Source organism: Micromonospora sp. NPDC005171, assembly GCF_040608575.1.
Taxonomy (GTDB): Bacteria; Actinomycetota; Actinomycetes; order Mycobacteriales; family Micromonosporaceae; genus Micromonospora.
Window position 1 is genome coordinate 72,417 of the sequence record NZ_JBEXIM010000014.1, and the last position, 25,805, is coordinate 98,221.

At 70.6% G+C, this 25,805-nt stretch carries 19 protein-coding genes and 1 pseudogene; 17 read left to right on the forward strand and 3 right to left on the reverse strand.

Going from position 1 to position 25,805, the window contains the following annotated elements; all coding sequences use genetic code 11:
* Positions 1-6: 6 nt before the first annotated feature.
* Positions 7-726, reverse strand: coding sequence for a GntR family transcriptional regulator (locus ABZU74_RS18840; protein ID WP_355425202.1), 720 nt, complete (start codon positions 724-726; stop codon positions 7-9).
* 232 nt (positions 727-958) lie between these two features.
* Here ABZU74_RS18840 and ABZU74_RS18845 point away from each other — a divergent pair, with 232 nt between their 5' ends.
* The 7 genes and pseudogenes from ABZU74_RS18845 to ABZU74_RS18875 all read left to right on the forward strand — a co-directional run bounded on the left by ABZU74_RS18845 (position 959) and on the right by ABZU74_RS18875 (position 7,323).
* On the forward strand, positions 959-1,798 hold the full coding sequence (locus ABZU74_RS18845; protein ID WP_355425204.1) for a fumarylacetoacetate hydrolase family protein: 840 nt from the start codon (positions 959-961) through the stop codon (positions 1,796-1,798).
* 45 nt (positions 1,799-1,843) lie between these two features.
* A complete protein-coding gene (locus tag ABZU74_RS18850; RefSeq protein WP_355425206.1) occupies positions 1,844-2,632 on the forward strand; it encodes an SDR family oxidoreductase in 789 nt (262 codons plus the stop codon).
* Positions 2,633-2,644: 12 nt separating this feature from the next.
* Positions 2,645-3,535, forward strand: a complete 891-nt coding sequence (locus ABZU74_RS18855) for a hypothetical protein (RefSeq protein WP_355425209.1) — start codon at positions 2,645-2,647, stop codon at positions 3,533-3,535.
* Positions 3,536-3,804: 269 nt separating this feature from the next.
* Positions 3,805-4,050: pseudogene (locus ABZU74_RS18860) on the forward strand (glyoxalase/bleomycin resistance/dioxygenase family protein); the annotation flags it as partial.
* 100 nt (positions 4,051-4,150) lie between these two features.
* Entirely contained in the window at positions 4,151-5,149 is a 999-nt protein-coding gene (locus ABZU74_RS18865; protein WP_355425212.1) for an RNA polymerase subunit sigma-70, read from the forward strand.
* A gap of 290 nt (positions 5,150-5,439) precedes the next feature.
* The gene (locus ABZU74_RS18870) at positions 5,440-5,895 is read left to right on the forward strand and encodes a DUF6069 family protein (RefSeq protein WP_355425215.1); all 456 of its coding nucleotides are present in this window, start codon (positions 5,440-5,442) and stop codon (positions 5,893-5,895) included.
* A gap of 462 nt (positions 5,896-6,357) precedes the next feature.
* Positions 6,358-7,323, forward strand: coding sequence for a hypothetical protein (locus ABZU74_RS18875; protein ID WP_355425218.1), 966 nt, complete (start codon positions 6,358-6,360; stop codon positions 7,321-7,323).
* A gap of 192 nt (positions 7,324-7,515) precedes the next feature.
* On the opposite strand, the gene ABZU74_RS18880 is transcribed toward ABZU74_RS18875, so the two are convergent.
* Positions 7,516-8,304 (reverse strand): FCD domain-containing protein, encoded by a 789-nt coding sequence (locus ABZU74_RS18880; protein WP_355425221.1) that lies wholly within the window; start codon positions 8,302-8,304, stop codon positions 7,516-7,518.
* Positions 8,305-8,439: 135 nt separating this feature from the next.
* On the opposite strand from ABZU74_RS18880, the gene ABZU74_RS18885 reads away from it, so the two are divergent.
* The 10 genes from ABZU74_RS18885 (at position 8,440) to ABZU74_RS18930 (ending at position 19,972) form a co-directional block, all read left to right on the forward strand.
* Positions 8,440-9,726 (forward strand): sugar ABC transporter substrate-binding protein, encoded by a 1,287-nt coding sequence (locus ABZU74_RS18885; RefSeq protein ID WP_355425224.1) that lies wholly within the window; start codon positions 8,440-8,442, stop codon positions 9,724-9,726.
* A gap of 74 nt (positions 9,727-9,800) precedes the next feature.
* The gene (locus ABZU74_RS18890; RefSeq protein ID WP_355425227.1) at positions 9,801-10,751 is read left to right on the forward strand and encodes a sugar ABC transporter permease; all 951 of its coding nucleotides are present in this window, start codon (positions 9,801-9,803) and stop codon (positions 10,749-10,751) included.
* The gene (locus tag ABZU74_RS18895) at positions 10,748-11,563 is read left to right on the forward strand and encodes a carbohydrate ABC transporter permease (protein WP_355425234.1); all 816 of its coding nucleotides are present in this window, start codon (positions 10,748-10,750) and stop codon (positions 11,561-11,563) included. The genes ABZU74_RS18890 and ABZU74_RS18895 overlap by 4 nt, the downstream gene beginning before the upstream one ends.
* Before the next feature lie 7 nt (positions 11,564-11,570).
* A complete protein-coding gene (gene dgoD / locus ABZU74_RS18900) occupies positions 11,571-12,719 on the forward strand; it encodes a galactonate dehydratase (protein WP_355425237.1) in 1,149 nt (382 codons plus the stop codon).
* 31 nt (positions 12,720-12,750) lie between these two features.
* A complete protein-coding gene (gene manD / locus ABZU74_RS18905; RefSeq protein WP_196923737.1) occupies positions 12,751-13,980 on the forward strand; it encodes a D-mannonate dehydratase ManD in 1,230 nt (409 codons plus the stop codon).
* Complete coding sequence (locus ABZU74_RS18910) at positions 13,970-14,560, forward strand: gluconokinase (protein ID WP_355425240.1); 591 nt, start codon at positions 13,970-13,972, stop codon at positions 14,558-14,560. The genes manD and ABZU74_RS18910 overlap by 11 nt, the downstream gene beginning before the upstream one ends.
* 56 nt (positions 14,561-14,616) lie before the next feature.
* On the forward strand, positions 14,617-16,323 hold the full coding sequence (locus tag ABZU74_RS18915) for an ABC transporter ATP-binding protein (protein ID WP_355425243.1): 1,707 nt from the start codon (positions 14,617-14,619) through the stop codon (positions 16,321-16,323).
* On the forward strand, positions 16,320-18,146 hold the full coding sequence (locus tag ABZU74_RS18920) for an ABC transporter ATP-binding protein (protein ID WP_355425246.1): 1,827 nt from the start codon (positions 16,320-16,322) through the stop codon (positions 18,144-18,146). The genes ABZU74_RS18915 and ABZU74_RS18920 overlap by 4 nt, the downstream gene beginning before the upstream one ends.
* Positions 18,147-18,317: 171 nt before the next feature.
* Positions 18,318-18,917, forward strand: a complete 600-nt coding sequence (locus tag ABZU74_RS18925) for a sigma-70 family RNA polymerase sigma factor (RefSeq protein ID WP_355425249.1) — start codon at positions 18,318-18,320, stop codon at positions 18,915-18,917.
* Positions 18,914-19,972 carry a beta-eliminating lyase-related protein gene (locus tag ABZU74_RS18930; RefSeq protein ID WP_355425251.1) on the forward strand — a complete coding sequence of 353 codons (1,059 nt, stop codon included), beginning with the start codon at positions 18,914-18,916 and terminating at the stop codon, positions 19,970-19,972. Before ABZU74_RS18925 ends, ABZU74_RS18930 begins: the two co-directional genes overlap by 4 nt.
* Before the next feature lie 63 nt (positions 19,973-20,035).
* On the opposite strand, the gene ABZU74_RS18935 is transcribed toward ABZU74_RS18930, so the two are convergent.
* Positions 20,036-25,498: a carboxyl transferase domain-containing protein gene (locus ABZU74_RS18935; RefSeq protein WP_355425253.1), complete on the reverse strand. Its 5,463-nt coding sequence runs from the start codon at positions 25,496-25,498 to the stop codon at positions 20,036-20,038.
* Between the last annotated feature and the right edge of the window lie 307 nt (positions 25,499-25,805).

Genomic DNA, 25,805 nt, shown 5'->3' on the forward strand with positions numbered 1-25,805 from the left:
GGTGGGTCACGCCGATTCGCGCGGTGTTCCGGGGGCGGGGAGCTGGTCGAAGGCGGGCAGGTGGCGCTCCCGGGCGGCGCTGAGGTGGGCCCGCATCGCTTCGGTGGCGGCTGCCGCGTCGCTGGCGACGATGGCGGCGGCGATGCGCTGGTGCTCGGTGTTGGTGTCCGACGCGCCGGCGACCGGGAAGTACAGCCGGTGCAGGTGCAGGTGTGAGTGCAGCCGCGTGATGGTGTCCCGCAGCAGTGGACTGCCGGAGACCTCGGCGATCAGGTCGTGGAACTTCGCGTCCAGCGCGGTGAAGGCGGCGTGTCGGCGATATCCGTCGCCGGCCTCCACATCGATGCTCGCCGCCGCCTCGACGCTGATCCGTTGGCGTGCTTCGGCGGAGGCGTGCGTGGCGGCCCGTCCGGCGGTGGCGCCCTCCAGCAGTTGGCGGACGTCGAACAGGTCGTCGAACTCGGCCCGGCTCAGCAGCGGGGTGGTGCTGTAGCCGGAGAGCGGACGTTTCCGGACCAGACCGTCGGCCTCCAGCCGGGCGAGGGCCTCGCGGACCGGGGTGGGGGAGACGTCCAGCTCCCGGGCGAGCGCGTCGATGTTCACCCGCTCGCCGGGGGGAAGGATGTGGTCCATGACCAGCGTCTTTATCGACTCGTAGACGTCCTCGGCGAGGGTGAGTCGACGGGCGGGACGGAGTCGACCCTCGCGAGGCTCCTGCTGGGCCATCTCGTCTCCTCAGCAACCCCTTGACTGCGCCGGTGTGAGCGAGTACACACTAGCAAAGCAACATCCTATAGGAAATAGGCCGAGCTGCACCAAAGCTCACATTGTCGGTGAACTGGACGACGGCCACGACCGAACAGGTCCGCCGGTGATCCGGTTCCCCACCGTCGAAGCCCTCCGGCCTGCTCGCCGAGGCCAGCCCCGCAATTCATACCTATGCACTGGAGGTTGATTCGTGAGATTCATGCGCGTCGGGCCCGTGGGGCGGGAACGCCCCGTGCTGTACGTCGATGGGCGGCACTTCGACCTCTCGTCGCTCACCGCCGACATTGACGGCGAGTTCCTCGCCGGCGACGGCGTCCGGCGGGTCCGCGAGGCCGCCGACCTGCCCGAGATCGACGTCACCGGTCAGCGGGTCGGCGCACCCGTCGCCCGGCCCGGGGTGGTGCTCTGCGTGGGGCAGAACTACGCCGCGCACGCCGCCGAATCGGGTGCCGCGCCACCGGCCGACCCGATCATCTTCTACAAGGCGCCCAACACCGTCGTCGGCCCGTACGACGACGTCCTGATCCCACGCGGATCGACGAAGACCGACTGGGAGGTGGAGCTGGCGGTGGTGATCGGTCGACCGGCCCGCTACCTCGCCTCACCGGCCGACGCCCTCGGGCACATCGCCGGGTACGTGCTGTCCAACGACGTCTCCGAGCGGGACTTCCAACTCGCCGTCTCGGGCGGCCAGTGGTCGAAGGGCAAGTCCTGTGAGACGTTCCAGCCGCTCGGCCCGTGGCTGGTCACCGCCGACGAGATCGGCGACCCGCAGGCGCTACGGCTGCGTTCCTGGGTCAACGGCGAGCCCCGCCAGGACTCCAGCACCAAAGACATGATCTTCGAGGTGGCATACCTGGTCTGGCACCTGTCGCAGTACACAGTGCTGGATCCGGGCGACGTCATCAACACCGGCACCCCGCAGGGGGTGGCGCTCTCCGGTCGGTTCCCGTACCTGGCCGCCGGTGACGTGATGGAGGTCGAAATCGACGGCCTGGGCCGGCAGCGCACCACGCTCCGGGACGCCTGATGGCGGTGCGTCACCTCACTGGACCACTCGGAAAGGGAGAGCAGCATGCGATGTGACGGCCTCGTGGCGGTGGTGACCGGGGGTGGATCGGGGATCGGGCTTGCCTGCGTGCGGGCGTTCGCCGCCGCCGGCGCCCGGGTGGGTGTCCTGGACCTGGAGCTGTCGGGCCTGCCGGAGGCTCCTGACGTGCTCGGCGTCCGAGCGGACGTGGCCGACCGGTCCTCCCTCGGCGCGGCCGTCGCCTCGGTCGCGGAGGCGTTCGGCGGCATCGACATCCTGGTGAACAACGCCGGCATCTCGGCTGTGGGCACCGTGGAGGACGACGACGACGAGCAGTGGAGTCGGGTACTCGACGTCAACGTCTCCGGCGTGGCCCGAACCAGCGCGGTCACCCTGCCGTACCTGCGGCGGTCGTCGTCCGCGGCGATCGTCAACATCTCCTCGATCGCGGCGACCGTCGGCCTGCCCCGACGCGCCCTGTACTCGGCGTCGAAGGGTGCCGTGCACGCCCTCACCCTCGCCATGGCCGCCGACCTGGTGACGGAGGGTGTCCGGGTCAACTGCGTCGCCCCCGGCACCGTCGACACACCCTGGGTGGCCCGCCTGCTCGCCGGCGCGGCCGACCCGACGGCCGAAAAGCGGCAGCTGGCGTCCCGGCAGCCGACCGGCCGCCTGGTGACCGCCGACGAGGTGGCAGCCGCCGTCGTCTACCTCGCGTCGCCCGCGACCGGGTCGGTGACCGGCTCGTCGCTGCCGGTGGACGGCGGCATGTCCGGCCTGCGCCTACCCGCCAGGGTCCCGCCCGCGGCCGGTACCGCCGAACCGGGCGCGTGACATGATTGCGCCATGGGGAAACAGCAGGACGTCGGCGAGGCCGACCGTCACAGCGGGTCCGGCACCACCGCCCACCGTCCGATCGGTGGCAGCGCTGACGCTCGTCTCGCCCTCGCCCAGGACCCCACAACGCCACAAATGACCCTTATCGACCTGGCGTCCGACCCGTCGGTCCTGGTCCGCAAGGCGGTGGCCGCTCGGGCCGACGCCCCCGCGCAGGCCCTGCGACCGCTCACCCGCGACCATGACCGTCAGGTCCGGGAGGCGGTGGCGAGAAACCCCTCCACCTCCGTCGCCAACCTCATGCGCCTGGTCAAGGACGCCGACCGGTGGGTCCGCTGGGCGGTCGCCGGCAACCCGGCCTGTGACGAGTCGATCCGCCAGGTCATGTCGCAGACCTCGGACAAGGAGCTTCGCGGTCTGCTCGCGGAGAGCCGGGAACTGGAGCCGGCGCTGGCCGCCAGGCTGATCGACGACGTCTCACCCGAGGTGCGGGAACGACTCGCCACGCACACCCACGACCCCGACGTGATCACCGCCCTGCTGGCCGATCGCACCGCACGCGTACGCAAGGGGGTTGCCCGTAACCCGCGGACCACCGCCGAGCAGCGCAGCGCGCTCGCCGCGGACCCGGTGGTCGACGTCCGTGCCGCGCTGGTGCGGGCCGTCGAGCTGAGCGAGGCGGATCTGGCCCGGCTGGTCGACGACCGCGCGGTGCAGGTCCGACTGGCGATGGCGACGTCCGAGTTCGTTCCGCCGCACATCCGGCAGGCGCTCACTCGCGACGCCGACGAGATGGTGGCCAGCGCGGCCCGGGACTACCGCCCCGGCGCCGGCAACGCCTCCGCGGTGCGGGCGCCCCGCATCGCGCACCGGCCCTCCGCTGCGGGTGGCGGCCGGTAGTACCAGGGCGCGTCACCGCTCCAACCATGATCAGGTGATGAAAAGTAGGTTCCAGGACCCTTCCTGACCTACTTTTCATCACCTGATCATCGCGCTCCGGTACGGGAAGTACAGCTCAGGTACTCAACCTGGTTTTGAAGCATTCACATGTGTCGTCCCGATCGACCCTACGCTGCGACTGCCCAGCTCTTCGGGCATCTGTCGGCAAGGGAGGATCAGCGGCGCGTATCAGGAGATCCAGGTCCAGGTACGTCGCGATGGCCGCCGAGTCCGGTTTAATCACGCTGGAGGAGACCGACACCGAGTGCTGCTACGCCCTCCAGGACAAGGTCTGGGTGCGCGGCCCCGGCGATGAGCCCTGGGAGGTCTACACCGTCATGGCCGATGCCGACACCCTGCCCAAGGCGAGCGCGCAGGAGTGTCGCTGTGGCGGATCGGCCGCCACGGAGGTGGGGGAGGCCTCGGCCGCCAGCGGGGCTGGGTCGCCCTGCTCAACGTCCGCGTCGGGGAGATAGGACTTCCCCCGACCACGTTCGCTCCGGCGTGAGTGATGAGTTGTCGCGTCCCCGCCCGTCATACCTCCGACAGGACATGACGAGGCGGAAGGATGACGTGATGAGTGCGGACACGCGGCTGGAGGAGCTGGGCGTGAGCGGTCTGGGCGAGGTCGACGAGCCGGCGTTCACGGGGCTGGCGCAGCGGCACCGGCGGGAACTGCACGTGCACTGCTACCGGATGCTCGGGTCGTTCGAGGATGCCGAGGACACCGTGCAGGAGACGTTCCTGCGGGCCTGGCGGCGGCGGGAGACGTTCAAGGGGCGGTCGACGTTCCGGGCCTGGCTGTACCGGATCGCCACCAACGCCTGCCTGGACCTGCTCGCCAAGCGCCGCCCGGCGCCGGCGACCGGCGGCGAGGTGCTGTGGTTGCAGCCCTACCCGGACCGGCTGCTCGACGAGCTGCCCGCCGGCGACGCGGACGAGCCGGAGACCCTCGCCGTCGCGCGGGAGACGATCGAGCTGGCGTACGTGGTCGCGGTCCAGCACCTCGCGCCGCGTCCACGGGCCGTGCTGATCCTGCGGGACGTGCTCGGCTGGCCGGCGAAGGACGTCGCGGAGCTGCTCGGAGACTCGGTCAACTCGGTCAACAGCGCCCTGCAGCGGGCTCGCGCCGGCATGCGGGAGCACCTGCCCGCCGAGCGGCAGGACTGGACCGGCGGCGAGGAGGACGCCGGCACGCGCGAGCTGGTGCGCCGCTTCACCGACGCCAGCGTGGCCACGAACGTCGACGTGCTCGCTGCCATGCTCCGCGACGACGTCCGCTACTCGATGCCGCCCACGCCGGGCCTGTACGTCGGCCGCGACGCGGTGGTGAACAGCTGGGTCGAGGATGGCTTCGATGGCATGACGGGCCTGCGCGCGGTCCCCACCTCGGTGAACCGGCAGCCCGCCGTCGCCTTCTACCACTGGCGGAAGCAGGAGGGCGCGTACCTGCCGTTGACTATCGACGTCCTGCGCATCACCGGCGGCGCCATCACCGAGGTCTTCGTCTTCCACGACGACCAGTTCCCGCGGCTCGGGCTGCCGGAGCGCCTGCCGGCGGACGGCACGGAGTAGTCCCGGTGTGGACGCTCACGCTGCCCGGTGGCGCACGTGCCGCAGTGGTCACGGCGGAGTGGTACGACGCGTTCGGTGTCGTCACCCGTGGGCGGGTGCAGCTGGAGCTGCGCGACGGAGAGCCCGGGCCGGTCCTTGGACGCGCTGCCGGGTTCTGGTTGCGCGGCACCGGCGTCCGCGCGCTGCGCAACCCCGGCCGTCGCACGGCGAGAGTGCGTGTCTTCACGCCCGGGGCCGTCACACGCCAGTCAACACCTCCTGTACGCCAGCCTCACCGTGAGGGAGACGCCATGAACAGCACGAAGGACACCGGGATCGTCGTCGGCCCGGCACCGGGCCGCCCCAGCTACCCCCACCGATTCCGCGGGCTCGCCGGCACCGGCTTGATTGCCACGCTCGCGGCGAGCGTGTCCACCACCCTCGCCGCGGCGCTGGCCCGGGGCGCCGGCGTCGACTTTCAGATCTCCGATGGGGGCGAGACGATTCCGTTGTCCGGGATCGCCGTGGTGACCGGCTTCTTCTCGATCGTGGGCGTCGTCATCGCCGTGGCGCTTCTCCGGTGGAGTGCTCGGCCCGCCGACCGGTTCGTCTGGACCGGAGTGGCGCTGACCGCGCTCTCACTGGTCCCGGCCCCCGTCTCCGGGGCGAACGCGGCCACCGTCACCGCCCTGCTCGGGCTGCACCTCATCGCCGCTGCGGTGATGATCCCCGTCCTGGTACGAAGCCTCCGCACCCGGACCGACTGACGCTGACAGTCTCCCCTGAGCGGGCGGGTGGTCACCCTGGTGACCACCCGCGCTTCAGCTACCGAGGTTTGGTAGTCGGATGGTGAAGGAGGTGCCTCGGCCCGGCGCGCTCTCAGGCTGCCTGGTCGCGCGCGGCGCTGATGCGGAACGGGTGGGTGTGCGCGGCACCGCAGCCGGCGCACCGGGCTCGAAACAGCAGGCTGGTCGGGGTGTCGACGGGACTCGACTTCACCTCGTAGCGGGTGCCTTCGATTAAGTGTAGAGGCGCCGCCAGCGGATCGGGCAGAGGCAGGCCGCCGCGCTCATGCCGTTGCCTGCCGGCGAACCGTACTGGGAGGCGTTCCTGGACGTCCCGGTTGGCGAGCCGGTCAGTGCCCAGTTTCAGTAATTAGTCGAGTCCGCGCCCGTCGTCAGCCAGGATGAGGTGCCATTTGTATTGCGGCATTTCGCTACCATGGCCGGGTGGCCGCTACCTCTCACCGGAAGCTGGTGTGGGCTGGGCGTCTCTTCCCCCTAGCCTACGTCGTGTTGCTGATCATGACGAGTCTCGGCGATGTATGGGCAGACTGGTGGTCCGGCGAGTCCACCATGGAGATGCGACTGTGGTCGTGCCCGATGCTGATCTGGAGTCGCATAGGCAAGGGACTCCAGCTTTTAGCCGGACTCGCTGTGATACTCGACCTGATCGATCTGGATCGCCTGCGGCGATTTGCGGTAAAACTCGACCGCAGAGGTCACGATCTCAGTCTTCTGGCGCCAATAGAGAGGCACCGCTCCAAGGTGTACGGCGTTCGTGAAGAGCTCGTCGAGTGCATCGTGGACACAAAGTACCTAGCGGCTCGAGGAGGCGCGACTCGTGACATCTCGTCTCTACGAGTCGAGCCCAGCCTCACCGTTTCCGAGGAGACGGTGAGCATACTCGGCAAAGTCGATGTCCCCGAGCTTTTGAGCAGAGTGCATGCCGAGGCAGCCAAGGAAGGGTGGCGTGGTGCGGAACTCACGTGGCGCGTCCGCGAACGCATCGATAGCTTCCTTGCTGGGCAGTTCGGTCCTGGTGAGCGGGGATGGTCGAGCAAGGTTGCTTACCAGTTTCAGGCGCGCAGCAGCATTTTCGGGATTCTTGGGATGACGGTAGCGTTAGCTGTCACCGCAGCCGTGGGCATGCTCCTGACCTCCACGGCGCTCAGTGGACGGATATCTGCACCCATCGTGCTCGCCGTCTTTATCGTAAGCGTCCCCATCGGAGTATTGCCGCTTGACGATTGGCGTCTAGGCGGTTCCTTACTGGCGGCCTGGCGCTCCGGCTGCGCCCGGATCTTGCGCCTCTTCGCCGAAATGATCGGCATTGCCCGGCCGGGACACGTGTTCCGTTGGGTGGCACTCTGGCTCTTCCTCGCGGGTATGCACTTCGACCTGTTGGCCTCGTGAGCCTGGATTCGACCTCCTGGGGGTGAGGCAAGACCAGGACTGCATCCGGGTCACCGAACCGGTCGACGATCAGCGTCCGCAGGTCATCGCGGGCGGCCCCGGGGGTGATCCACTCGGATTCACGGAAGTCGGGCATCCCCAGCCGTCCAATACCGCGACTTCCTGGAAGCCGAGTCGATCAGGGGGCGCAGGTCATCGGGTGGTCGGTGGACCGCCGTCCGTGCTTCGGTCGGGTAGGGCAGTCTGCTCCCACAGCGACTTCATCTCGTCGAAGGCCTGTTCCATCAGCTGCACCATCGCCTGCCGGGCGCGATCACCGTCGCGCCGTTGGATCGCCTGGGCGACGTCGGCGTGCATCTGGAGGGCCTGCTCATGCGGGTGGTGTGGCATGAGGTGGTGCTTGTGCCGGCCGGTGAGCACCTCCGCGACCAACTCCTGGAGCCGGACGAACATCTCGTTGCCGGAGGCGAGCAGGACGCGCCGGTGAAACTCGATGTCGAGGTGCAGGAAGCGCTCCTCGTCGCCGGCCTCGCCGGCCGCCCACATCTTCGCCGCCAACCCGACGAGGTCGCTCGCCTCGTCGCGACCGATCCTGCTGGCGGCCAGGAAGGCCGCGTGCGGCTCGACGGCGGTGCGCAGCTCGGTGATCGAGCGGAGCTGGGCCATCCGGCCGGCCGAGGCGAGACGCCAGCGGATCACCTGCGGGTCGAAGACGTTCCACGCGCTCGCCGGCCGGATCATCACTCCGACCCGTCGGCGCGCCTCGATGAATCCGATCGAGGCCAGCACCCGCAGCACCTCGCGGACGACCGAGCGGGACACCGCGTACCGGTCGACCAGCTCGTCGATGTTGAGGACCGATCCGGGTGCCAGCTCGCCGCCGCAGATGGCGGTGCCGAGGTGTTCGAGGACGCGCGCGTGCAGCCCGGACTCGGCGGGGAGGGCCAGAGCTGCTGCAACCTCTGTTGAGGACGGTTCCACGCAAAGATCATATCATTTGCATCTACCTCTTGAGATAGTCAGCTTATTCGGCCTAGCATCCCGATGTTAAGCGGATGTAACACCGAGGTAGCGGCTCTCCCGAGGGCGGCGGCCACGACAGAAGGAGAGACAAGCGTGCGACGTCGATCGATAATCGGCACTTCTCTGGCCGTGGTCACCGCCATGAGCCTGGCCGCCTGCGGCGGCGACGACGGCGGCGAAGACTCGAAGACCGTGCGCGTGACACTTGTCAACCACGTGTGGACAGAGAACCTCAAGAAAATCCTGCCGGAGTTCGAGAAGCAGTCCGGCCTCACTGTCGAAGTCACCCAGCTCGGCGAGGACCAGCTCTCCGACCAGTACAACGTCAAGCTGAACGCCGGGTCCGACGACCTCGACGTGATGATGTACCGGCCCCTGCAGGAGGGAAAGCTGTTCGGCAAGAACAAGTACCTCGCCGACCTGAGCGACAAGGTCAAGTCCGACGGCGCCTTCGAGGTCGGTGACTTCCAGGCCGGCCCGATGCAGGCGACGACCTACGAGGACAAGATCGTCGGGCTGCCGATCATCACCGAGCAGGAGGTCCTCTACTACCGCAAGGACCTGCTGACGAAGTCCGGCTTCACCGCGCCGCCCAAGACCCTCGACGAGCTCAAGACGCAGGCCGCGAAGATCGAGGCCGACAACCCCGGCGTCGCCGGCTTCGTCGCTCGTACCGGCAAGGCCGCCGCCGTCACGCAGTTCTCCAGCTTCCTCTTCAGCTTCGGCGGCGACTTCGTGGACGCCAGCGGAAAGGCCACTGTCAACACCGAGCAGGCCAAGCAGGCGTACGCCTACTACGGCGGGCTGCTCAGGGACCACGGCCCGGAGAACATCAGCACCGACATGAGCTGGTCGGAGGCGATGGCGATCTTCACGCAGGGCAAGGCCGCCTTCTACACCGAGGCCAACTCGCTCTACAAGAACGCCACCGACCCGACCAAGTCCAAGGTCGTCGACTCCGTCGGCTTCGCCGCCTTCCCGGCCGGCCCGGCCGGGTCGAAGCCGTACAACATCCCGTCCTGGGCGCTCGGCATGAACGACAGCTCGGAGAACAAGGACAACGCCTGGAAGTTCATCCAGTGGGCGGCCGGCAAGGAGCAGGCGCTGGCCCAGCAGACTGCCGGCGTCCCCGGTGCCCGCACCTCGGTCTGGGCGAACCCGGCGAGCGTCGCCACCCTGCCGAAGGATCTGGCCGAGGCCAACACGGTCAGCACCGCGAACGGCGTCGGACACGACCGCCCACTGGTGGTCAAGGTGGCCGAGGCGCGGGAGATCGTCGGCCAGCCGATCGTCGACGCGATCACCGGCAAGGACGCCGCCAGCTCGGCGGACGCGGCGAACGCGGCGTTCCAGAAGTTCCTCGACGACGAGGCGAAGTAACCCACGCGCCGGGCGGCGGGGCCGACCGGCTCCGCCGCCTCGCCGGGACCTGGCCCCCGAACCCGGAGATCTGAATGTCAGCCGTCACCGCACCCCGCACCGATTCGCCCAAGGCCCCCATGGCGTCCCCGGAGTCGTCGGCCTGGTCGCAGTGGGCCAACAAACATCGCAAGTGGCTCTTCGCGGCACCCGCCATGGCGTTCGTCGCCGTGCTGATCATCTTTCCGGTGGCCTGGACCGGCTATTTGAGCCTGACCGACGCCGAGGGTTCGGTGCGCGCCGAGTCCGAGTTCATCGGGTTCCAGAACTACCTCGACGTGCTCACCGACACCGACCGGTTCTGGCCGGCGGTCTGGCGTACGGTGCTCTTCACCAGCGTCGTGTTGTTCTTCGAGGTCGTCCTCGGCATGGCGATAGCCCTACTGCTGTGGCGGCCCTTCCGCGGTGAGAAGTGGGTCCGCGTCGCGATCCTCCTGCCACTGGTGGCCACTCCGGTCGCGGTCGGCATGATGTGGCGCCTCATCTTCGACCCCAACATCGGGATGGCGAACCAGCTGCTCGGCTGGATCGGGATCGGCCCCCAGCCCTGGCTGGCCGGGCAGCACTCGGCCCTGCCGACGACGATGTTCATCGACATCTGGCAGTGGACGCCGATGGTCGTGCTGATCCTGCTCGCCGGGCTCACCTCGCTCTCCGACGAGCCCCAGGAGGCCGCCCGGATCGACGGCGCCAGCAGCTGGCAGCGGTTCCGGCACGTCACCCTCCCGCTGTTGATGCCCACGGTGATCGTCGCCATCCTGCTGCGCGGCATCGACGCGCTCAAGACGTTCGACATCCTCTACGCCACGAAGGGTCGCGGCGGCGGGTCGTTCCACGAGGTCGAGACCCTGAACGTGTACGCCTACGGCCTCAGCTTCGACTACAACGACTACGGCGTCTCGTCGACAGTTCTCATCATCTTCTTCCTGATCATCATCGGGGTGATGTGGGCCCTCACCTATCGCAAGAAGGGGCTGGGCCGATGAAGCCGAGCAAGCCGTACCGCGTCTTCCGCACGTCAGCTCTCGTCGTCGTGGTGTTCGGGCTGATGGCGCCGCTGCTCTGGATGATCGCCGCGTCGTTCAAGACCAACGTGGACATCTACGACACCGCCAAGGCGTTCGTCTTCTCGCCCAGCCTGAAGAACTACGAAACGGTGCTCCAGCAGGCCAACTATCTCCAGTTCATAGGCAACAGCCTCTGGGTGGCGTTCGCGGCCACCACGCTCTCGCTCCTGCTCGGGGTGCCCGCCGCCTACTCGATGAGCCGGTTCAACATGAAGAAGTCGGCGCTCGTCGTGCTCATGGCCCGGGTGATCCCCGGCGTCTCGCTGCTGGTGCCCTGGTACTACGTCTTCTCGAACCTGAAGCTGGTCGGCGGGTTCAGCGTGCTGATCCTGAGCCACATGTTCGTGTCGCTGCCGCTGATCGTCTACATCATGATGGGCTACTTCGACGGCCTGCCGACCGAGTTGGAAGAGGCGGCGCTTGTCGACGGGCTGACCCACATCGGCGCGTTCCGGCGGATCACCCTGCCACTGTCGGTGCCCGGCGTCGCGACGGCCGGCATCCTCTCCTTCATCTTCTCCTGGAACAACTTCATGTTCGCCCTGGTGCTGTCCGGCTCCGACACGAAGACGCTGCCCGTGGCGATCTTCGACTTCGTCGGCTACGCCAGCATCGACTGGGGTGGCCTGATGGCCGCCGCGACAGTGGTCACCCTGCCGATCATGCTGATCGCCCTGTTCGTGCAGAAGTACGTCGTCTCCGGCCTCACCGCCGGTGCCACGAAGGGCTGACCGGGTCATGACGACTATCGCAACTGTGGAGACCTTCCTGGTCGCGCCGCGCTGGCTGTTCGTCCGGGTCGAGACGGAGTCCGGCATCGTGGGCTGGGGCGAGGCGACCTGCGAGGGCCGGTCCGAGACCGTACGCACGGCCGTCCATCAGCTCGGCGAGCTGCTCACGGGCCGGGACGCGCTGCGCATCGAGGACCACTGGCAGGTGCTGACCAAGGGCTCCTTCTACCGGGGCGGCCCGATCCTGGCCAGCGCGGTGTCCGGTCTGGACCAGGCGCTCTGGGACATCGCCGGAAAGCACTACGGGGCCTCCGTGCACCAGCTCCTCGGCGGGCCGGTCCGGGACCGGATCCGGGTCTACGGCTGGATCGGCGGTGACGAGCCCGCCGAGATCCGCGACCAGATCAGCGCCCGGATCGAGGCGGGCCTGACGGCGGTGAAGATGAACGCATCCGGGCGGATGGGCGCGCTCGCCTCGGTCGCCGACCTCGACGCGGTGGTGCAGCGGGTGGCCGTCGCCCGCGAGGTCCTCGGCGACGACCGCGACGTCGCTGTCGACTTCCACGGGCGATTCACCCTCGCCAACGTCCGGCGGGTCGCCCCACTCCTGGAGCCGTACCGGCCGTTCTTCCTGGAGGAACCGGTGGTGCCGGAGAACTCGCACCTGATCGGCGAGGTCGTCCGCTGCACCACCACCCCGGTTTCGACAGGGGAGCGGCTATACAGCCGGCAGGAGTTCCTGCCCGTGTTGCAGGCCGGCATCGCCGTGGCCCAGCCGGACCTCGCGCACGCCGGCGGCATCACCGAGGTTCGCAAGATCGCCACGTTGGCCGAGGTGTACGACGTGCAGCTCGCCCCGCACTGCCCGCTCGGGCCGATCGCCCTCGCCGCCTGCCTCCAGGTCGGCTTCGCCACGCCCAACTTCCTGATCCAGGAGCAGAGCATCGGCATCCACTACAACCAGGGCGCCGAGGTGCTCGACTACTGCCTCGACCAGACGCCGCTGACCTTCGTCGACGGGTACGTGCAGCGGTTCACCGCGCCCGGTCTCGGCATCGAGATCGACGAACACGCGGTGCGGACCGCGGACAAGCGCGGGCACGCCTGGCGCAGCCCGACCTGGCGGCACCCCGACGGCTCCTACGCGGAGTGGTGAGACCCCGACCGGCAAGAACGAAAGGCACCCCGTGAAGATCGTCGCAGCAGACGTCATCGTGTCCAGCCCCGACCGGAACTTCGTCACCCTCAAGATCACCACTGATGAGGGCATCACCGGTCTGGGCGACGCCACGCTCAACGGCCGTGAGCTCTCCGTCGCCTCCTACCTGCGCGACCACGTCGCCCCACTGCTGATGGGGCGGGACCCGCACCGGATCGAGGACACCTGGCAGTTCCTGTACCGCTCGGCGTACTGGCGGCGCGGCCCGGTCACCATGGCGGCCATCGCGGCCGTGGACGTCGCACTCTGGGACATCAAGGCCAAGGCCGCCGGCATGCCGCTGTACCAACTGCTGGGCGGCGCGTCCCGCACCGGGATCATGGCGTACGGGCACGCGTCGGGGCGGGACCTCCCCGAGCTGTTCGACTCGATCCGCCGCCACCTCGACGAGGGCTTCCGGTCGATCCGTGTGCAGACCTCGGTGCCGGGGATCAACGCGGTCTACGGCGTGGCCGCGCAGCCCAGCGCCACCGGCCAGCGCTACGACTACGAGCCCGCGCAGCGCACCCCGCTGCCCGCCGAGGAGGACTGGGACACCCGCGCGTACCTGCGCCACCTGCCGTCGGTCTTCGAGGCGGTGCGCAACGAGTTCGGCCCGGAGTTGCCGCTGCTGCACGACGGTCACCACCGGATGACCCCGATCCAGGCCGCAAAGCTCGGCAAGGCCCTGGAACCGTACGACCTGTTCTGGCTGGAGGACTGCACCCCGGCCGAGAACCAGGAGGCGCTGCGGCTGGTCCGCCAGCACACCACCACCCCGCTGGCCATCGGTGAGGTCTTCAACACGGTGTGGGACTACCAGACCCTGATCCGCGAGCAGTTGATCGACTACGTCCGGTCTGCTGTCACCCACACCGGCGGCATCACCGCCATGCGCAAGCTGCTCGACTTCGCCGCCCAGTACCAGATCAAGTCCGGCATTCACGGCCCCACCGACATCTCCCCGGTGGGCATGGCCGCGGCGCTGCACCTGGACCTGGCCATCCACAACTTCGGGATCCAGGAATACATGAAGCACACCCCGCTGGCCAACGAGGTGTTCCGGCAGTCGTTCACGTTCACCGACGGCTACCTGCACCCCGGCGACCAACCGGGACTCGGGGTGGAGCTCGACGAGGAGGCGGCGGCCCGGTTCCCGTACGAGCCGGCGTACCTGCCGTTCAACCGACTTCAGGACGGCACGGTTCATGACTGGTGAGCGGCGCGGCGCCCGGCCGACCCGGCACGTCGTGGTGATGGGCGTCTCCGGGGCCGGCAAGACCACTGTGGCGCGCGGGATCGGCGCGGCGACCGGGCTGACGTTCGCCGAGGCGGACGAGTTCCACTCCCCGCAGAACGTGGCACGGATGCGCTCCGGCGTACCGCTGGACGACACCAGCCGGTGGCCCTGGCTGCGGGACGTCGCCGGGTGGATCGCCGATCGCGGCGCGGAGGGGCGCTCGACGGTGCTTGCCTGCTCGGCGTTGAAGCGGTCGTACCGGGACGTGCTCCGCGCCGGCCCGTTCCGGGTGGACTTCGTGCACCTGGACGGGCCGGCGGAGGTCATCCGAGCCCGGTTGACCCAGCGCGAGGGGCACTACATGCCGGCCAGTCTGCTGGAGTCGCAGCTCGCCACGCTGGAACCGGCCGAGCCGGACGAGGCGGTGCTCGTCCTCGATGTGTCGTTGGCCCCGGGGGCCCTGGTCGCGGCGGCCGTCAAGGGCCTCGACCTGCCCCGTTCGGTGCCGGTGGGGGAGCACCGGGACCGCACATCCAACTCCGCTCCGGGCGCATGTTAGGTTAGCCTGCCCTAATAGCAAGTGGAGTCCGCCGCCGTGCCCGCACCGATCCGAGCATGACAGTCGCCGAGACCACAGGTGGTGTGGTGCTCCGTCGCGCGCTGCGTCGACAGCGCGCCCGGGTGGCCGCCGGCATCGCGCTGCTCTGCACCCACCAGGCCACCGAAGCCCTCGTCCCGGTGGCCATCGGCGTGGTCATCGACCGTGCGGTGGCCACCGGGGACGTCCGCGCCCTGCTGCTCTCGCTGGCCGGCCTGGCCGCCCTGTTCACAGTGCTCGCCTTCGCCTACCGGGCCGGCGCGCGACTGGCATTCGCCGCCGTCGAACACGAGGCGCACGCCACCCGGGTCGAGATCGTCCGTAGCGCCCTCGACCCGCGTGGACGCCGCTCGGGTATGCGCGACGGCGAACTGCTGTCCGTGACGGCCTCCGACGCCGAGCTGTCCGCGCTCGTCGTGCGGGTCGCCGGCCTCACCGCCGCGGCGCTCACCGCCATCGTGGTCGCCGCCGTCGCGCTGCTCGTCGTCGACGTCCCGCTCGGCCTCGGGGTGCTCGTCGGCGTACCCCTGCTGGTCGTCGCCCTCCAGCGGATGGCGCCGCTGCTCACCCGGCGCAGCACGTCGCAGCAGGAGGCGCTCGCCGCCACCACCGCTCTCGCCGTCGACCTCGTGACCGGCCTGCGCGTGCTGCGCGGCATCGGCGCACAGGACCACGCGGCCCGCCGGTACGCCGGAGCCAGCCGCCACGCCCTCGACGTCACCCTGCGCGCCGCCACCACCAAGGGCCTGCACCTCGGGCTCACCACGACCGTCAACGGTCTCTTCCTCGCGACTGTCGCCGGAGCCGCCGGCTGGCTCGCGCTGCAGGGCCGGCTCACCATCGGCGAACTCGTCGCCGTGGTCGGGTTGGCCCAGTTCATCGCCGAGCCGGTGCAGACGCTCGGGTACTGCGTCCAGTTGTTCGCCATGGCCCGAGCCTCCGCCGGGCGGGTCGCCCGGGTCCTCGGCGCCGCGCCGGTCGTCCAGCCAGGCGACGCCGGGCCGCCCGCCCCGAGCCCGTCCCGGCTCGCCCTCGACGGGGTCTCGTACGCGGGCCTTGACGACGTCAGCCTGCGCGTGCGCGCCGGTGAGATCCTGGGCGTGCTCGCCTACGACCCGAGCGAGGCCGAGGCGCTGGTCGCGCTGCTGGCCGGCCGGGTGCCCCGCGCCGACCACCGGGGGTCCCTCCGCGTCGACGGCGTGCCCGCCGACGAGCTGCACATCGACGCCGCGCGCGCCGTCGTCCTGGTTGAGCAGCACGACGTGGCGCTGTTCGAGGGGACGCTGCGCGCCAATCTCAGCGCCGGCGCCTCCGTCGACGACGAGGTGCTGCACGCCGCCGTGCGGGCCGCCGCCGCGGAGGACGTTCTCGCCGCGCACCCGCACGGCTTGGACCGTCTGCTCACCGAACGCGGGGCGAACCTCTCCGGTGGGCAGCGACAGCGGATCGGGCTGGCGAGGGCGCTCGTCGCCGACCCGCCGGTGCTGGTGCTGCACAACCCCACCACAACTGTCGACGCGGTGACCGAGGGGTTGCTGGCCACCCGGCTGGCCGAGGCCCGCGCGGCGGGCACCCGTGGCACGGTGCTGATCACCACCAGCCCGGCGCTGCTGCGGATCACCGACCGGGTGGCGGTGATCGATCGCGGACGGATCGTCGCCGAGGGCCCGCACGAGCGGTTGCTCGGCAGCGACGCCCGCTACCGGGAGGAGACCCTGCGATGACGTCCGAGCCGATCACCCGGCACCTGCTGCCGACGGCCACCGGCCGGCAGACCTGGGCGGCCCTCCGTACCGAGCTGGCGCTCCTGCCGGGGCCCAGCGCCGTCGCCGGCACGTTGCTGGTCGCCGCCGCCGCTACCGGGCTGGTCGCCCCCTGGGTCCTCGGCCGCCTCGTCGACGACGTCATCGCCGGGACCGACACGCCTCGGGTGATCGCCTGGGCCGGCGTGATCGCGGGCGCCGCCGTACTCGCGGGGCTCCTCACCGCTGTCGGAGCGGCGGTCGCCGCGCGCCTCGGCGAGACCGTGCTGGCCCGACTCCGGGAGCGGGTCCTCGACCGCGCCCTGCACCTGCCGTCGGCCACCCTGGAGCGAGCCGGGACCGGGGACCTGGTGGCCCGTGCCGGCGACGACGTGGCAGTGGTGACGAATGTGACTGCCACCAGCGGCCCCGCCTTCCTCGGCGCGCTGCTGTCCGTCGTGCTCACCGCAGCGGGGCTCTTCGCCCTCGACTGGCGGCTCGGCATCGCCGGGTTGGTCGCGGCCCCGGCATACGCGGTGGCGCTGCGCTGGTACCTCAAGCGTTCGGTGCCGTACTACGCCCGCGAGCGGGTGGCGACGGGCGAGCGCGCGCAGGCGACGGCCGAAGCGCTGCGGGGTGCGGCGACAGTGCGCGCCTACCGGATGGAGGACGCCCACGTCGCCCGAATCGCGGAGCGCTCCGGCGTCGCCCGCGACCTGTCGCTGGAGATCTTCGGTCTCTACACCCGCTTCGGGCTGCGGATCAACCGCTCGGAGTTCGTGGGGCTCGCCGCCGTGCTGCTCGCCGGCTTCCTGCTGGTGCGCGGCGACCTGGCCACCGTCGGCGCCGCCACCACTGCCGCCCTCTACTTCCACCGCCTCTTCAACCCGATCGGCCTGCTGCTGTTCGAGTCGGACTCGGTGTTGCAGGCCGGGGCCAGCCTGGCCCGACTCGTCGGGGTCACCACCCTGCCGGACACCGCGGCCGCCGTCGGCACCGAGCCCACCCGCCACGATCGGGCCGTACCGGCGGCACTGGAGGTGACCGTTGCCCAGCACCGCTACGACGACGGGCCGGTGGTGCTGCGGGACATCGCACTGCGTCTCGCACCCGGGGAGCGCGTCGCCCTGGTCGGCGCGAGCGGCGCGGGCAAGAGCACCCTCGCCGGCATCATCGCGGGGATCATCGCGCCCACCCACGGTGCGGTGACCCTGCGCGGCGTGCCGCTGGCACAGCTCGACGAGCACCGCCTCCGTCGCGAGATCGCCCTGATCAGCCAGGAGGTGCACGTCTTCGCCGGGCCGCTCGTCGACGATCTGCGCCTCGCCGACCCGGACGCCACCGACGCCGAGATCGCCACCGCGCTCGACCTCGTCGGCGCCACCGAGTGGGTGCGGACCCTGCCGGACGGGCTCGCCACAGCGGTGGGGGAGGGTGGGCGGCACCTCACCTCGGCCCAGGCCCAGCAGCTCGCGCTGGCCCGCCTCATCCTCGCCGATCCGGCCGTCGCGGTCCTCGACGAGGCCACCGCCGAGGCGGGCAGCGCGGGCGCGCGTGACCTCGACCGGGCCGCCGTGGCGGCCACCGAGGGGCGTACCACGCTGATCGTCGCCCACCGACTCAGCCAGGCGGCCACCGCGGACCGCATCGTCGTCCTCGACCAGGGGCGCGTCGCCGAGCACGGCACGCACGCCGAGCTGCTCAGGGCCGGGGGTGGGTACAGCCGGCTGTGGCGCTCGTGGCGCATGCCCGACCCGGTGGTCCCGAGGGAACGCGAGAGCGCGGACCAGCCCGTCCCGAGCTGAGCGGACCCGGTTCCCGTCACCTCGCACATCCGCGAGATCAGTCGAACGTGGAAACCTCGGGAACTTTTCCGGGCTCGGCGGCGACCACCAGAGTGCGCGGCCGATTGGCCGTGTTCCGACGACGGCATCTCGGCATGAAGGAGCGCCCCGTGGCACACCGGACGGTGGTCTGTGCGAAACGGCGTCGCTGACGACGACCAGGTGACCCGGTGGGCACGGGAGGCGGGGCAGGGTGACCGGCAGGCCGCCACGGCGTTCATCAGGGCAATACAGGACCAGGTCTGGCGGTTCCTGTCGCACCTGGCCGGGCCGGGGGAGGCCGACGACCTGACCCAGGAGACGTTCCTGCGGGCAATTCGCAACCTGCCCGGTTTCGCCGGCCGTTCGTCGGCCCGCACCTGGGTGTTCACTATCGCCCGGCGCGTTGCCGTGGACCACGTCCGGACGGCGGTGGCCCGGCCGAGGATGGCGTCGGTGCCGGACTGGCAGGTGGCAGCCGAGGCCGCCGGTGCGATCACCGCCGGTGCCGACGAGGGTGTGACCCTGCACCAGATGATCGCCGGGCTGACCCGGGAGCGCCGCGAGGCGTTCGTCGCCACCCAGGTGCTCGGCCTGTCCTACGCCGAGGCGGCGGACGTCTGTCAGTGCCCGGTCGGCACCATCCGTTCCCGGGTCGCCCGGGCGCGCGAGGATCTCATCGCCGCCTGGCAGGCCGACACCGACCCGAGCCACGAGCGACGCACCAGCTGTGGGTGGATACTGCCGCAATGAGTGTGCGGCGTTCCCTGTTTCTGCACTCGGATGTGCGCCGTCGGCCGTACGACCTGCTGCGGTCGATGCTGGCCCAGGTCGACCCGGCCACGCCGCCGAACGGACCGGACGGGCCGCTGGCCGTCCTCGAACGGCGGGTGGCAAGCCTGCTCGGCACCGACGAAGCCCTGTTCTTCCCAACCGGGACGATGGCCCAGCAGGTGGCCCTGCGCGTCCACGCCGACCGGCGGTGCAGGCGGGCCTTCGCCGCCCATCCGCAGTGTCACCTGGAGGTCTGGGAGCAGCAGGGGTACGCCGCCGTGCACGGGCTGCGCTTCCAGCCGGTCGGCGACCGCCACCGGTTGATGACAGTGGCCGATCTCGCCGCCGTCGCCGAACCGCTCGCGGTGGCGGTCTGGGAGCTGCCGCAACGGGACATCGGCGGGTTGCTGCCGGAGTGGGACGACCTCGTCGCCCAGACCACGGCGATGCGTGAGCGTGGCGCCGCCATCCACCTCGACGGCGCGCGTCTGTGGGAGGCCCAGACGTACTACCAGCGGCCGTTCGCCGAGATCGCCGCGCTGTTCGACACCGCGTACGTCTCGTTCTACAAGGGACTTCAGAGCGTCGGCGGTGCCGCGCTCGCCGGAGACGCCGCCCTGGTGGCCGAGGCCCGGGTGTGGCGCCGCCGGCTGGGCGGCGACGTCTACGACGCGTGGCCGCTGGCGCTCACCGCACTGCACGGACTGGACACCCTGCTGCCCCGGCTGTCGGCGCACCGGGAGCACGCGGTGGCGATCGCGGCAGCCATCAACGCCGACGGGGTGGCCCGCGCCTTCCCGAACCCGCCGCAGACGCCCCTGTTCCACGTCCACCTCCCGATCGGCCCGGAAGCCGCGACGCGGGCCGCCGACGCCCTGCTCGCCGCCGAGGGGGTGGAGCTGTTCGGCCGGGTCCGGTCGGCGCCGGCGCCGGACCGGTGCTCGTTCGAGGTCAGCGTCGGCGAGAACGCCATGGACCTCACCCCCGACGAGGTCGTCACGTTCCTCCACGAACTGCTGCGGCACGCCACCTGAAACGGGGGCGGGCCCGGTTCCTCGACGTCGAGGAACCGGGCCCGCCCGCTTGGTCCCGGTGGGTCACCCCAGGCGGGCCTCGATGGCCTCGATGATGCGCGGACGCAGCTCGGCGGCGCGGATGACGGCGTCCACCGAGCCGACCTCGACGGCGCGGTGGATGTTGTGCACCCGGTCGAACTCCGCGGCCACCTCGCTGAGTTTCTCCGCGCGCACCGACGAGCGCAGCTCGTCGAGCTCCGCTGTCAGCGCGGCGCGTTCGGTGCCAGCCGAGGCGGCGGTGCGGGCCTCCAGGTCGCGTACCCGCGGGTCGGCCGCCGTACGGGCGTTGACGTCGGCGGAGAACACCACAGCGGCGGCGGGTGCGCCACCGAGCACAGAGGCGAACGAGCCTTCCAGCGCCAGCACCGTCATGTTCGGGTTCAGCGCCTTCGAGAACACCACGAACGCGCCGCCGTGGTAGCGCGAGATCACGCAGAAGACGATGGGGCCCCGGAAGTTCACGATCGCCCGGCCGATCTCGGCGCCGTACTCCAGCTGCAGTTTCCGCATCGACTCCGGTGAGCCGTCGAAACCGGACAGGTTCGCCAGCACGACGAGCGGCCGGTTGCCGCTGGCCGCGTTGATCGCCCGTGCGGCCTTCTTCGACGAGCGGGGGAACAGCGTGCCCGCCGTGTAGGTGTCCGGGCCGTCGGTGGGCGGGAAGCCGTGCCGCGGCACCGACCGGGACTCGATGCCGAGCAGGCAGACCGGGATGCCACCGAGGTGGACGTCCTGCACGACGGCGGTGTCCGCGTCCGCCATGCCGGCCCAGCGCTCCAGCACCGGGTGGTCCTGGTCGGAGAGGGCCCGCATCACCGTCCGGATGTCGAACGGCTTCTTGCGGTCCGGGTTGGACTCGACGGAGAAGATCTCCCCGACGGTGGCGAAGGCGCTGCCCGCCACGTCGTGCGGGAAGGCGGAGATGTCGCGGTCGGCCGGGTCGGTGGTGATCGCCCGTCGGGGCGCGTCCTCGCCGGGCGCGACGTACGTGTGGTCGTAGTGCGCCATCACCACGTCCCGTGCGGCAGTCAGGTTCGGCGCCCAGTACTGCGCCTGCCCGTTCGGCCCCATCACCCGGTCGTAGCCGCCGATGCCGAAGTTGTCCTCGGCCGACACGCCACCGGAGAAGTCGAGCGACTGCTTGCCGGTGAGCACCATCGCCGAGTCGGGCGTCATCACCAGGATGCCCTTGGTGTGCATGAGCATCGTCGCCTCGGCGTTCCAGTACGGCTGCGCGCCGACGTTGATCCCGGCGACGACGATGTTGATCTCACCGCCGGCCTGGGTGAACTCGACGATCCGCTTGAGCGCCGCGGCCACCCAGTCCATGTTCTCCGTACCGGAACTCATCGAGATCCGGGCACCGGCGGAAAGCGCCCACCACTCCAGCGGCACCTGCATCTGCTCGGCCAGGTCCAGTGCGGCGATCACGCGCCGGCACTCCGGCTCGGACAGGGCGCCCAGCGACTTTGTCGGGTCGCCGAGCAGCACCACCCGGGTGACACCCTGGGGGTAGCGCTCGGTCGGCGTGGTGACCACCCCGGCGACGATGGCGGCGCTGTTGCGCCCCTTCGGCCGGTCCACCGGCACCAACGCGTGGTCGGCGTCGAGGTCGTGCTCGACGAAATCGCCGAGCCGGCCGGTCAGCTCGTACGGGTACACGGTGTTGCGGCTGCTGGCCCGCAGCACCTTGAGCCGGTACTCGTCGAGCGGCTCGATCGGCTCGACCGGCGGCTCCCCGACGGCCAGTTCGGCGCCGCCCGCGGCGTCGAACGAGATCCGTACGGCGATCCTGGTCAGCTCGCCGGTCCGGCGGTCGCGCTGGCGCGCGATGAACAGGATCTCCTCCAGGCCGGCGCCCGCTGTCGTCGGGCGGACCCGCCCGGCGATCATCTCCATCTCCTCGCGGGTCAGCTCGCTCGGCGGCCACACGTAGACCACGATCCGGTTGGTGTTGAAGCGCGTCTTCGACGGCCGTCGCGACTGGGCGCGGCGGATCGAGTCGAGGCAGGCGGCGATGGCGTCCTCGGTCGTCGGCAGCGCGACCAGGCGGCCGTCCTGCTCGCGCAGCTCGGTCAGGTCCCGCACCTGCGCGAATGCGACGAGGCGCTCGTCGGCAGGGTTCTCCCGCGCCACACACTGGAAGAGGTAGACCTCCTCGTCCGACGACGGCAGCCGGGTCAGGTCGAACTTGTGCAGCCGCTCCAGCTGCATCCGCTGCGCGATGTACGGGTGCAGCCCGCGGATCAGCCGGTCCTCGGTCAACTCGGAGCCGGCCGGGCGGAAGGTGAAGTGGTGGTGCATCACCGCCCCGCCGCGACCCGCGACGGTGGTGGTGACCCGACGCACCTGGGGCGGCAGCGGGTGGGCGGCGATGACCTCGGCCAGCGCCGCCGCCATCGCGTCGAAGTCCTCCGGCTGGTTCTCCCAGCCGAGGTAGATGTCGGCGTCCACGGCGTCCTCGCCGCTGGCCAACTCGGCCAGCCCGCGCAGGGCGCTGCCCAGGGCGTCGAAGCTCACCGCCGCGGAGACCACACTCGAGTCGGCGCGCTCGGCGACCACGAACGTGCAGTCCGCGACCCCGCGGGTACGCACGCTGATGAGCGACCGGTTGCCGTAGTACCGCCGGGTCAGCACCTCCAACATCACCGCGTTGTCGAGGTGGTCGCGGACGAGCCGCTGACCGAGCAGCCGGACCAGCGGCTCGGTGCTGCGCACCATCTCGGCGATGCGCTCGGCGCGGTCCGGCGCGTCCGGGTGTGCGTCCAGGTGCCGCAGGTGCCCACGGACCTCGGCGTAGACGCGGGCGCGGTTGCGGCGCAGCAGCGGCTGGGCGAACCAGGCGAACACCACGCCGCGGGCGAGGTCCGCGACCACGGGGAAGCGGACCTGCGTCGCGGCGATCAACCGCTCCAGGGCGAGACCGGCCGGCTCGCGCAGCGTCTCGTCCGGCGGGGTCTCCCGCAGCCAGACGCGCAGCAGCGCCGCGACGACCTGCGCGTCCGCGGAGGCGCGCTGCTGGGCGAGGAAGATCCGGAAGACGGCGGCTTCGAGGGCGGGGGTGCGATCCAGGTCGGTGATGCCGTACCGGCCGAGCGCCTTGCCGAGCCTGGTCTGGAAGGCGTCCGGAAGCCCGGCCCGCTCGACGTCGAGGCTCTGCAGGTAGGTGTGGAAGTACTCCCGGGCGCTGTGCACGTGCGCGGCGCCGCCGTCCTCGCCCGTCGGCCGGTTGCGGCTCAGTTCGGCAAGGTCGGCGAACACCTCGATGAGGTCCAGTTCGGCGGCCAGGGGCCGCTGACCGGCCTCGGCGGCCTCCCGCCGTGCGGTGAGGTAGCCGTCGAGCACCCGGCGGTCGTCGTGCGGGTCGACGTCGAAGCCGAGCAGCAGACCCCGCAGATCCTCCTGACCGCGCCTGCTGCGCTCGTCCGCCGGGATGTCCGCGGCCGAGGTGGGCAGATCCAGTTCGACGGTCTCGGTGCCCGGGTCGGCAGCGGTCTCCTCGGCGTCGTCCGCCAGCGGCTCCAGGCGCAGCAGCGGCGCACCCGCCTCCACCTGGCTGCCCACCGAGACGGCGCACTCCTTCAACCGCGCCTTGAACGGCGCCCGCAGCACCGTTTCCATCTTCATCGCTTCCAGCACCAGCACCGGCGCGCCCGCCTCGACCTCCGCGCCGACCTCCAGCGGAGTGGCGACGACCAGCGCGGGCATCGGGGAGCGCAGGACGCCACCCTCGTCCCGGCTGACCCGGTGCGTCACACCGTCCACCTCGACCAGGTGGGTCGGCCCGTACGTGCCGGTGAGCAGGCGGTAGCGGATGCCGTTGACGACGATCTGACCGGTGTGCCGGTCGAAGCGGTCGAGTTCGACGTCGGCGGTGCGCACGACGGGGCCGGTCTCGATGCCGACCCGGAACCGGTGCGCGCCGACGCGTGCCACCCGCGTGCGGTAGCTGACGCCGCGCAGCTTGAGGTCCAACGGTCGGCCGCTGGCGTGCTGCACCTGGGGGCGCCCGCCGGCTGCCGTCGACAGCAGTCGCTGCCGCTCGACGCGCTCCTCCTCCTCGTACGACTCGATGGCGGCGGCGGCCAGGGCGACCGCGGAGTGGCGGTGCGTGACGAGCCGGCCCTCGGCGCGGACGCGGTCGATCCAGCCGGTGTCCGCGCTGGCGTCGATCACCTCGGGCTGGTCGAGCAGGTCGAGCACGAAGCTCTTGTTCGTGGCCCCACCCTCGATGATCACCGTGGTGTTCGCCATCGCCCGGCGCAGCTTGCCGAGCGCCTCGTCGCGGTCGCGACCGTACGCGATGATCTTCGCGATCATCGAGTCGAAGTCGGCCGGGATGGTGTCGCCCTCGCTGACGCCGGTGTCCACCCGGATGCCGGGGCCACTGGGCAGGTCGAGGCGGGCGATGCGGCCGGGCGAGGGCGCGAAGTCGCGGTCGGGGTCCTCGGCGTTGAGCCGCGCCTCGATGGCGTGTCCGCGCTCGGCCGGCGGCGCACCTTCGAGCCGGCCGCCGGAGGCGACGTGCAGCTGCGCCTTGACCAGGTCGAACCCGGTGGTCAGCTCGGTGATCGGGTGCTCGACCTGCAGGCGGGTGTTGACCTCGAGGAAAGCGAACAACCGGTCGCCGGGGTGGTAGAGGAACTCGACTGTCGCCGCGCCTCGGTAGCCGACCGCGATGGCCAGCCGCTCGGCCGACGTCTTCAGTTCGGCGGCCTGCGCCGGGTCGAGCACCGGCGACGCCGACTCCTCGATGACCTTCTGGTTGCGTCGTTGCACGGAGCAGTCGCGGACGCCGAGGGCCCACGCGGTGCCCTGCCCGTCGGCGATCACCTGGACCTCGACGTGCCGAGCCCCGGTGACCAGGCGCTCCAGGAACACGATGCCGCTGCCGAACGCCCGTGCCGCCTCCTGGCTGGTGCGCTCGTAGGCGTCGACCAGCTCGGCCTCGTTCCTGATCACGCGGATGCCGCGCCCGCCGCCGCCCGCTGTCGCCTTCAGCATCAGCGGGTAGCCGACCTTGGCTGCCGAGGCGCGTGCGGCGTCCAGGGTCTCGACGGCACCACGGCTCCACGGTGCGACCGGCACGCCGACCTTCTCGGCGATCAGCTTCGAGCCGATCTTGTCGCCGAGTTGGCGCATGGCGTCCGGGCTCGGTCCGACGAAGGTGACGCCGATCTTCTCGCACAGCTCGGCGAACGCCGGATCCTCGGCGACGAAGCCCCAGCCGACCCAGGCGGCGTCGGCTCCGGTCTCGGTCAGGGCGCGCTCCAGCACCGCCAGGTTGAGGTACGGGCGGGCGGATGCCGGGCCGAGATCGTAGGCGATGTCCGCTTCGCGGACGAACGTGGCGTTGCGGTCGACATCGGTGTAGAGAGCCACGGTTTCGAGTTGGATGCCGGTCTCCGCGGCCAGCTCGCGGACCGCGTGGATGAGCCGCATGGCGGCTTCACCACGGTTGACGATGGCGACACGGTTGAACACCCGAAGAACCCCTTAGCTAGACCTCGACCTGCGTGCCGGGAGACGACGGCTCCCAACAGTGATCACCCTTCCGGGTGACGGCGGCGAGCGCTATGGCGCAACCACCGAACCCACGGTCCCTCAGTTGTAGGAAGTGCACAAAACTTTTTGGCACCCCCGGGGACCGCGCTCACCTCCGTCGACCCTCCCGACCCGCTCCGGCAGTTGATCAAGATGGTGCGGACGGTTCACGTCCGGAGCCTCGCGTGTTCACTCCCGGATGATCGGCTGACCAGGAAGATCATCGCTGGTTCGGTCAACCACCGGC

Coding starts and splice junctions, on each gene's coding strand:
- ABZU74_RS18840 (WP_355425202.1), bottom strand. CDS start 726: ATGGCCCAGCAGGAGCCTCGCGAGGGTCGACTCCGTCCCGCCCGTCGA.
- ABZU74_RS18850 (WP_355425206.1), top strand. CDS start 1,844: ATGCGATGTGACGGCCTCGTGGCGGTGGTGACCGGGGGTGGATCGGGG.
- ABZU74_RS18855 (WP_355425209.1), top strand. CDS start 2,645: ATGGGGAAACAGCAGGACGTCGGCGAGGCCGACCGTCACAGCGGGTCC.
- ABZU74_RS18865 (WP_355425212.1), top strand. CDS start 4,151: ATGAGTGCGGACACGCGGCTGGAGGAGCTGGGCGTGAGCGGTCTGGGC.
- ABZU74_RS18870 (WP_355425215.1), top strand. CDS start 5,440: ATGAACAGCACGAAGGACACCGGGATCGTCGTCGGCCCGGCACCGGGC.
- ABZU74_RS18890 (WP_355425227.1), top strand. CDS start 9,801: ATGTCAGCCGTCACCGCACCCCGCACCGATTCGCCCAAGGCCCCCATG.
- ABZU74_RS18895 (WP_355425234.1), top strand. CDS start 10,748: ATGAAGCCGAGCAAGCCGTACCGCGTCTTCCGCACGTCAGCTCTCGTC.
- dgoD (WP_355425237.1), top strand. CDS start 11,571: ATGACGACTATCGCAACTGTGGAGACCTTCCTGGTCGCGCCGCGCTGG.
- ABZU74_RS18910 (WP_355425240.1), top strand. CDS start 13,970: ATGACTGGTGAGCGGCGCGGCGCCCGGCCGACCCGGCACGTCGTGGTG.
- ABZU74_RS18915 (WP_355425243.1), top strand. CDS start 14,617: ATGACAGTCGCCGAGACCACAGGTGGTGTGGTGCTCCGTCGCGCGCTG.
- ABZU74_RS18920 (WP_355425246.1), top strand. CDS start 16,320: ATGACGTCCGAGCCGATCACCCGGCACCTGCTGCCGACGGCCACCGGC.
- ABZU74_RS18930 (WP_355425251.1), top strand. CDS start 18,914: ATGAGTGTGCGGCGTTCCCTGTTTCTGCACTCGGATGTGCGCCGTCGG.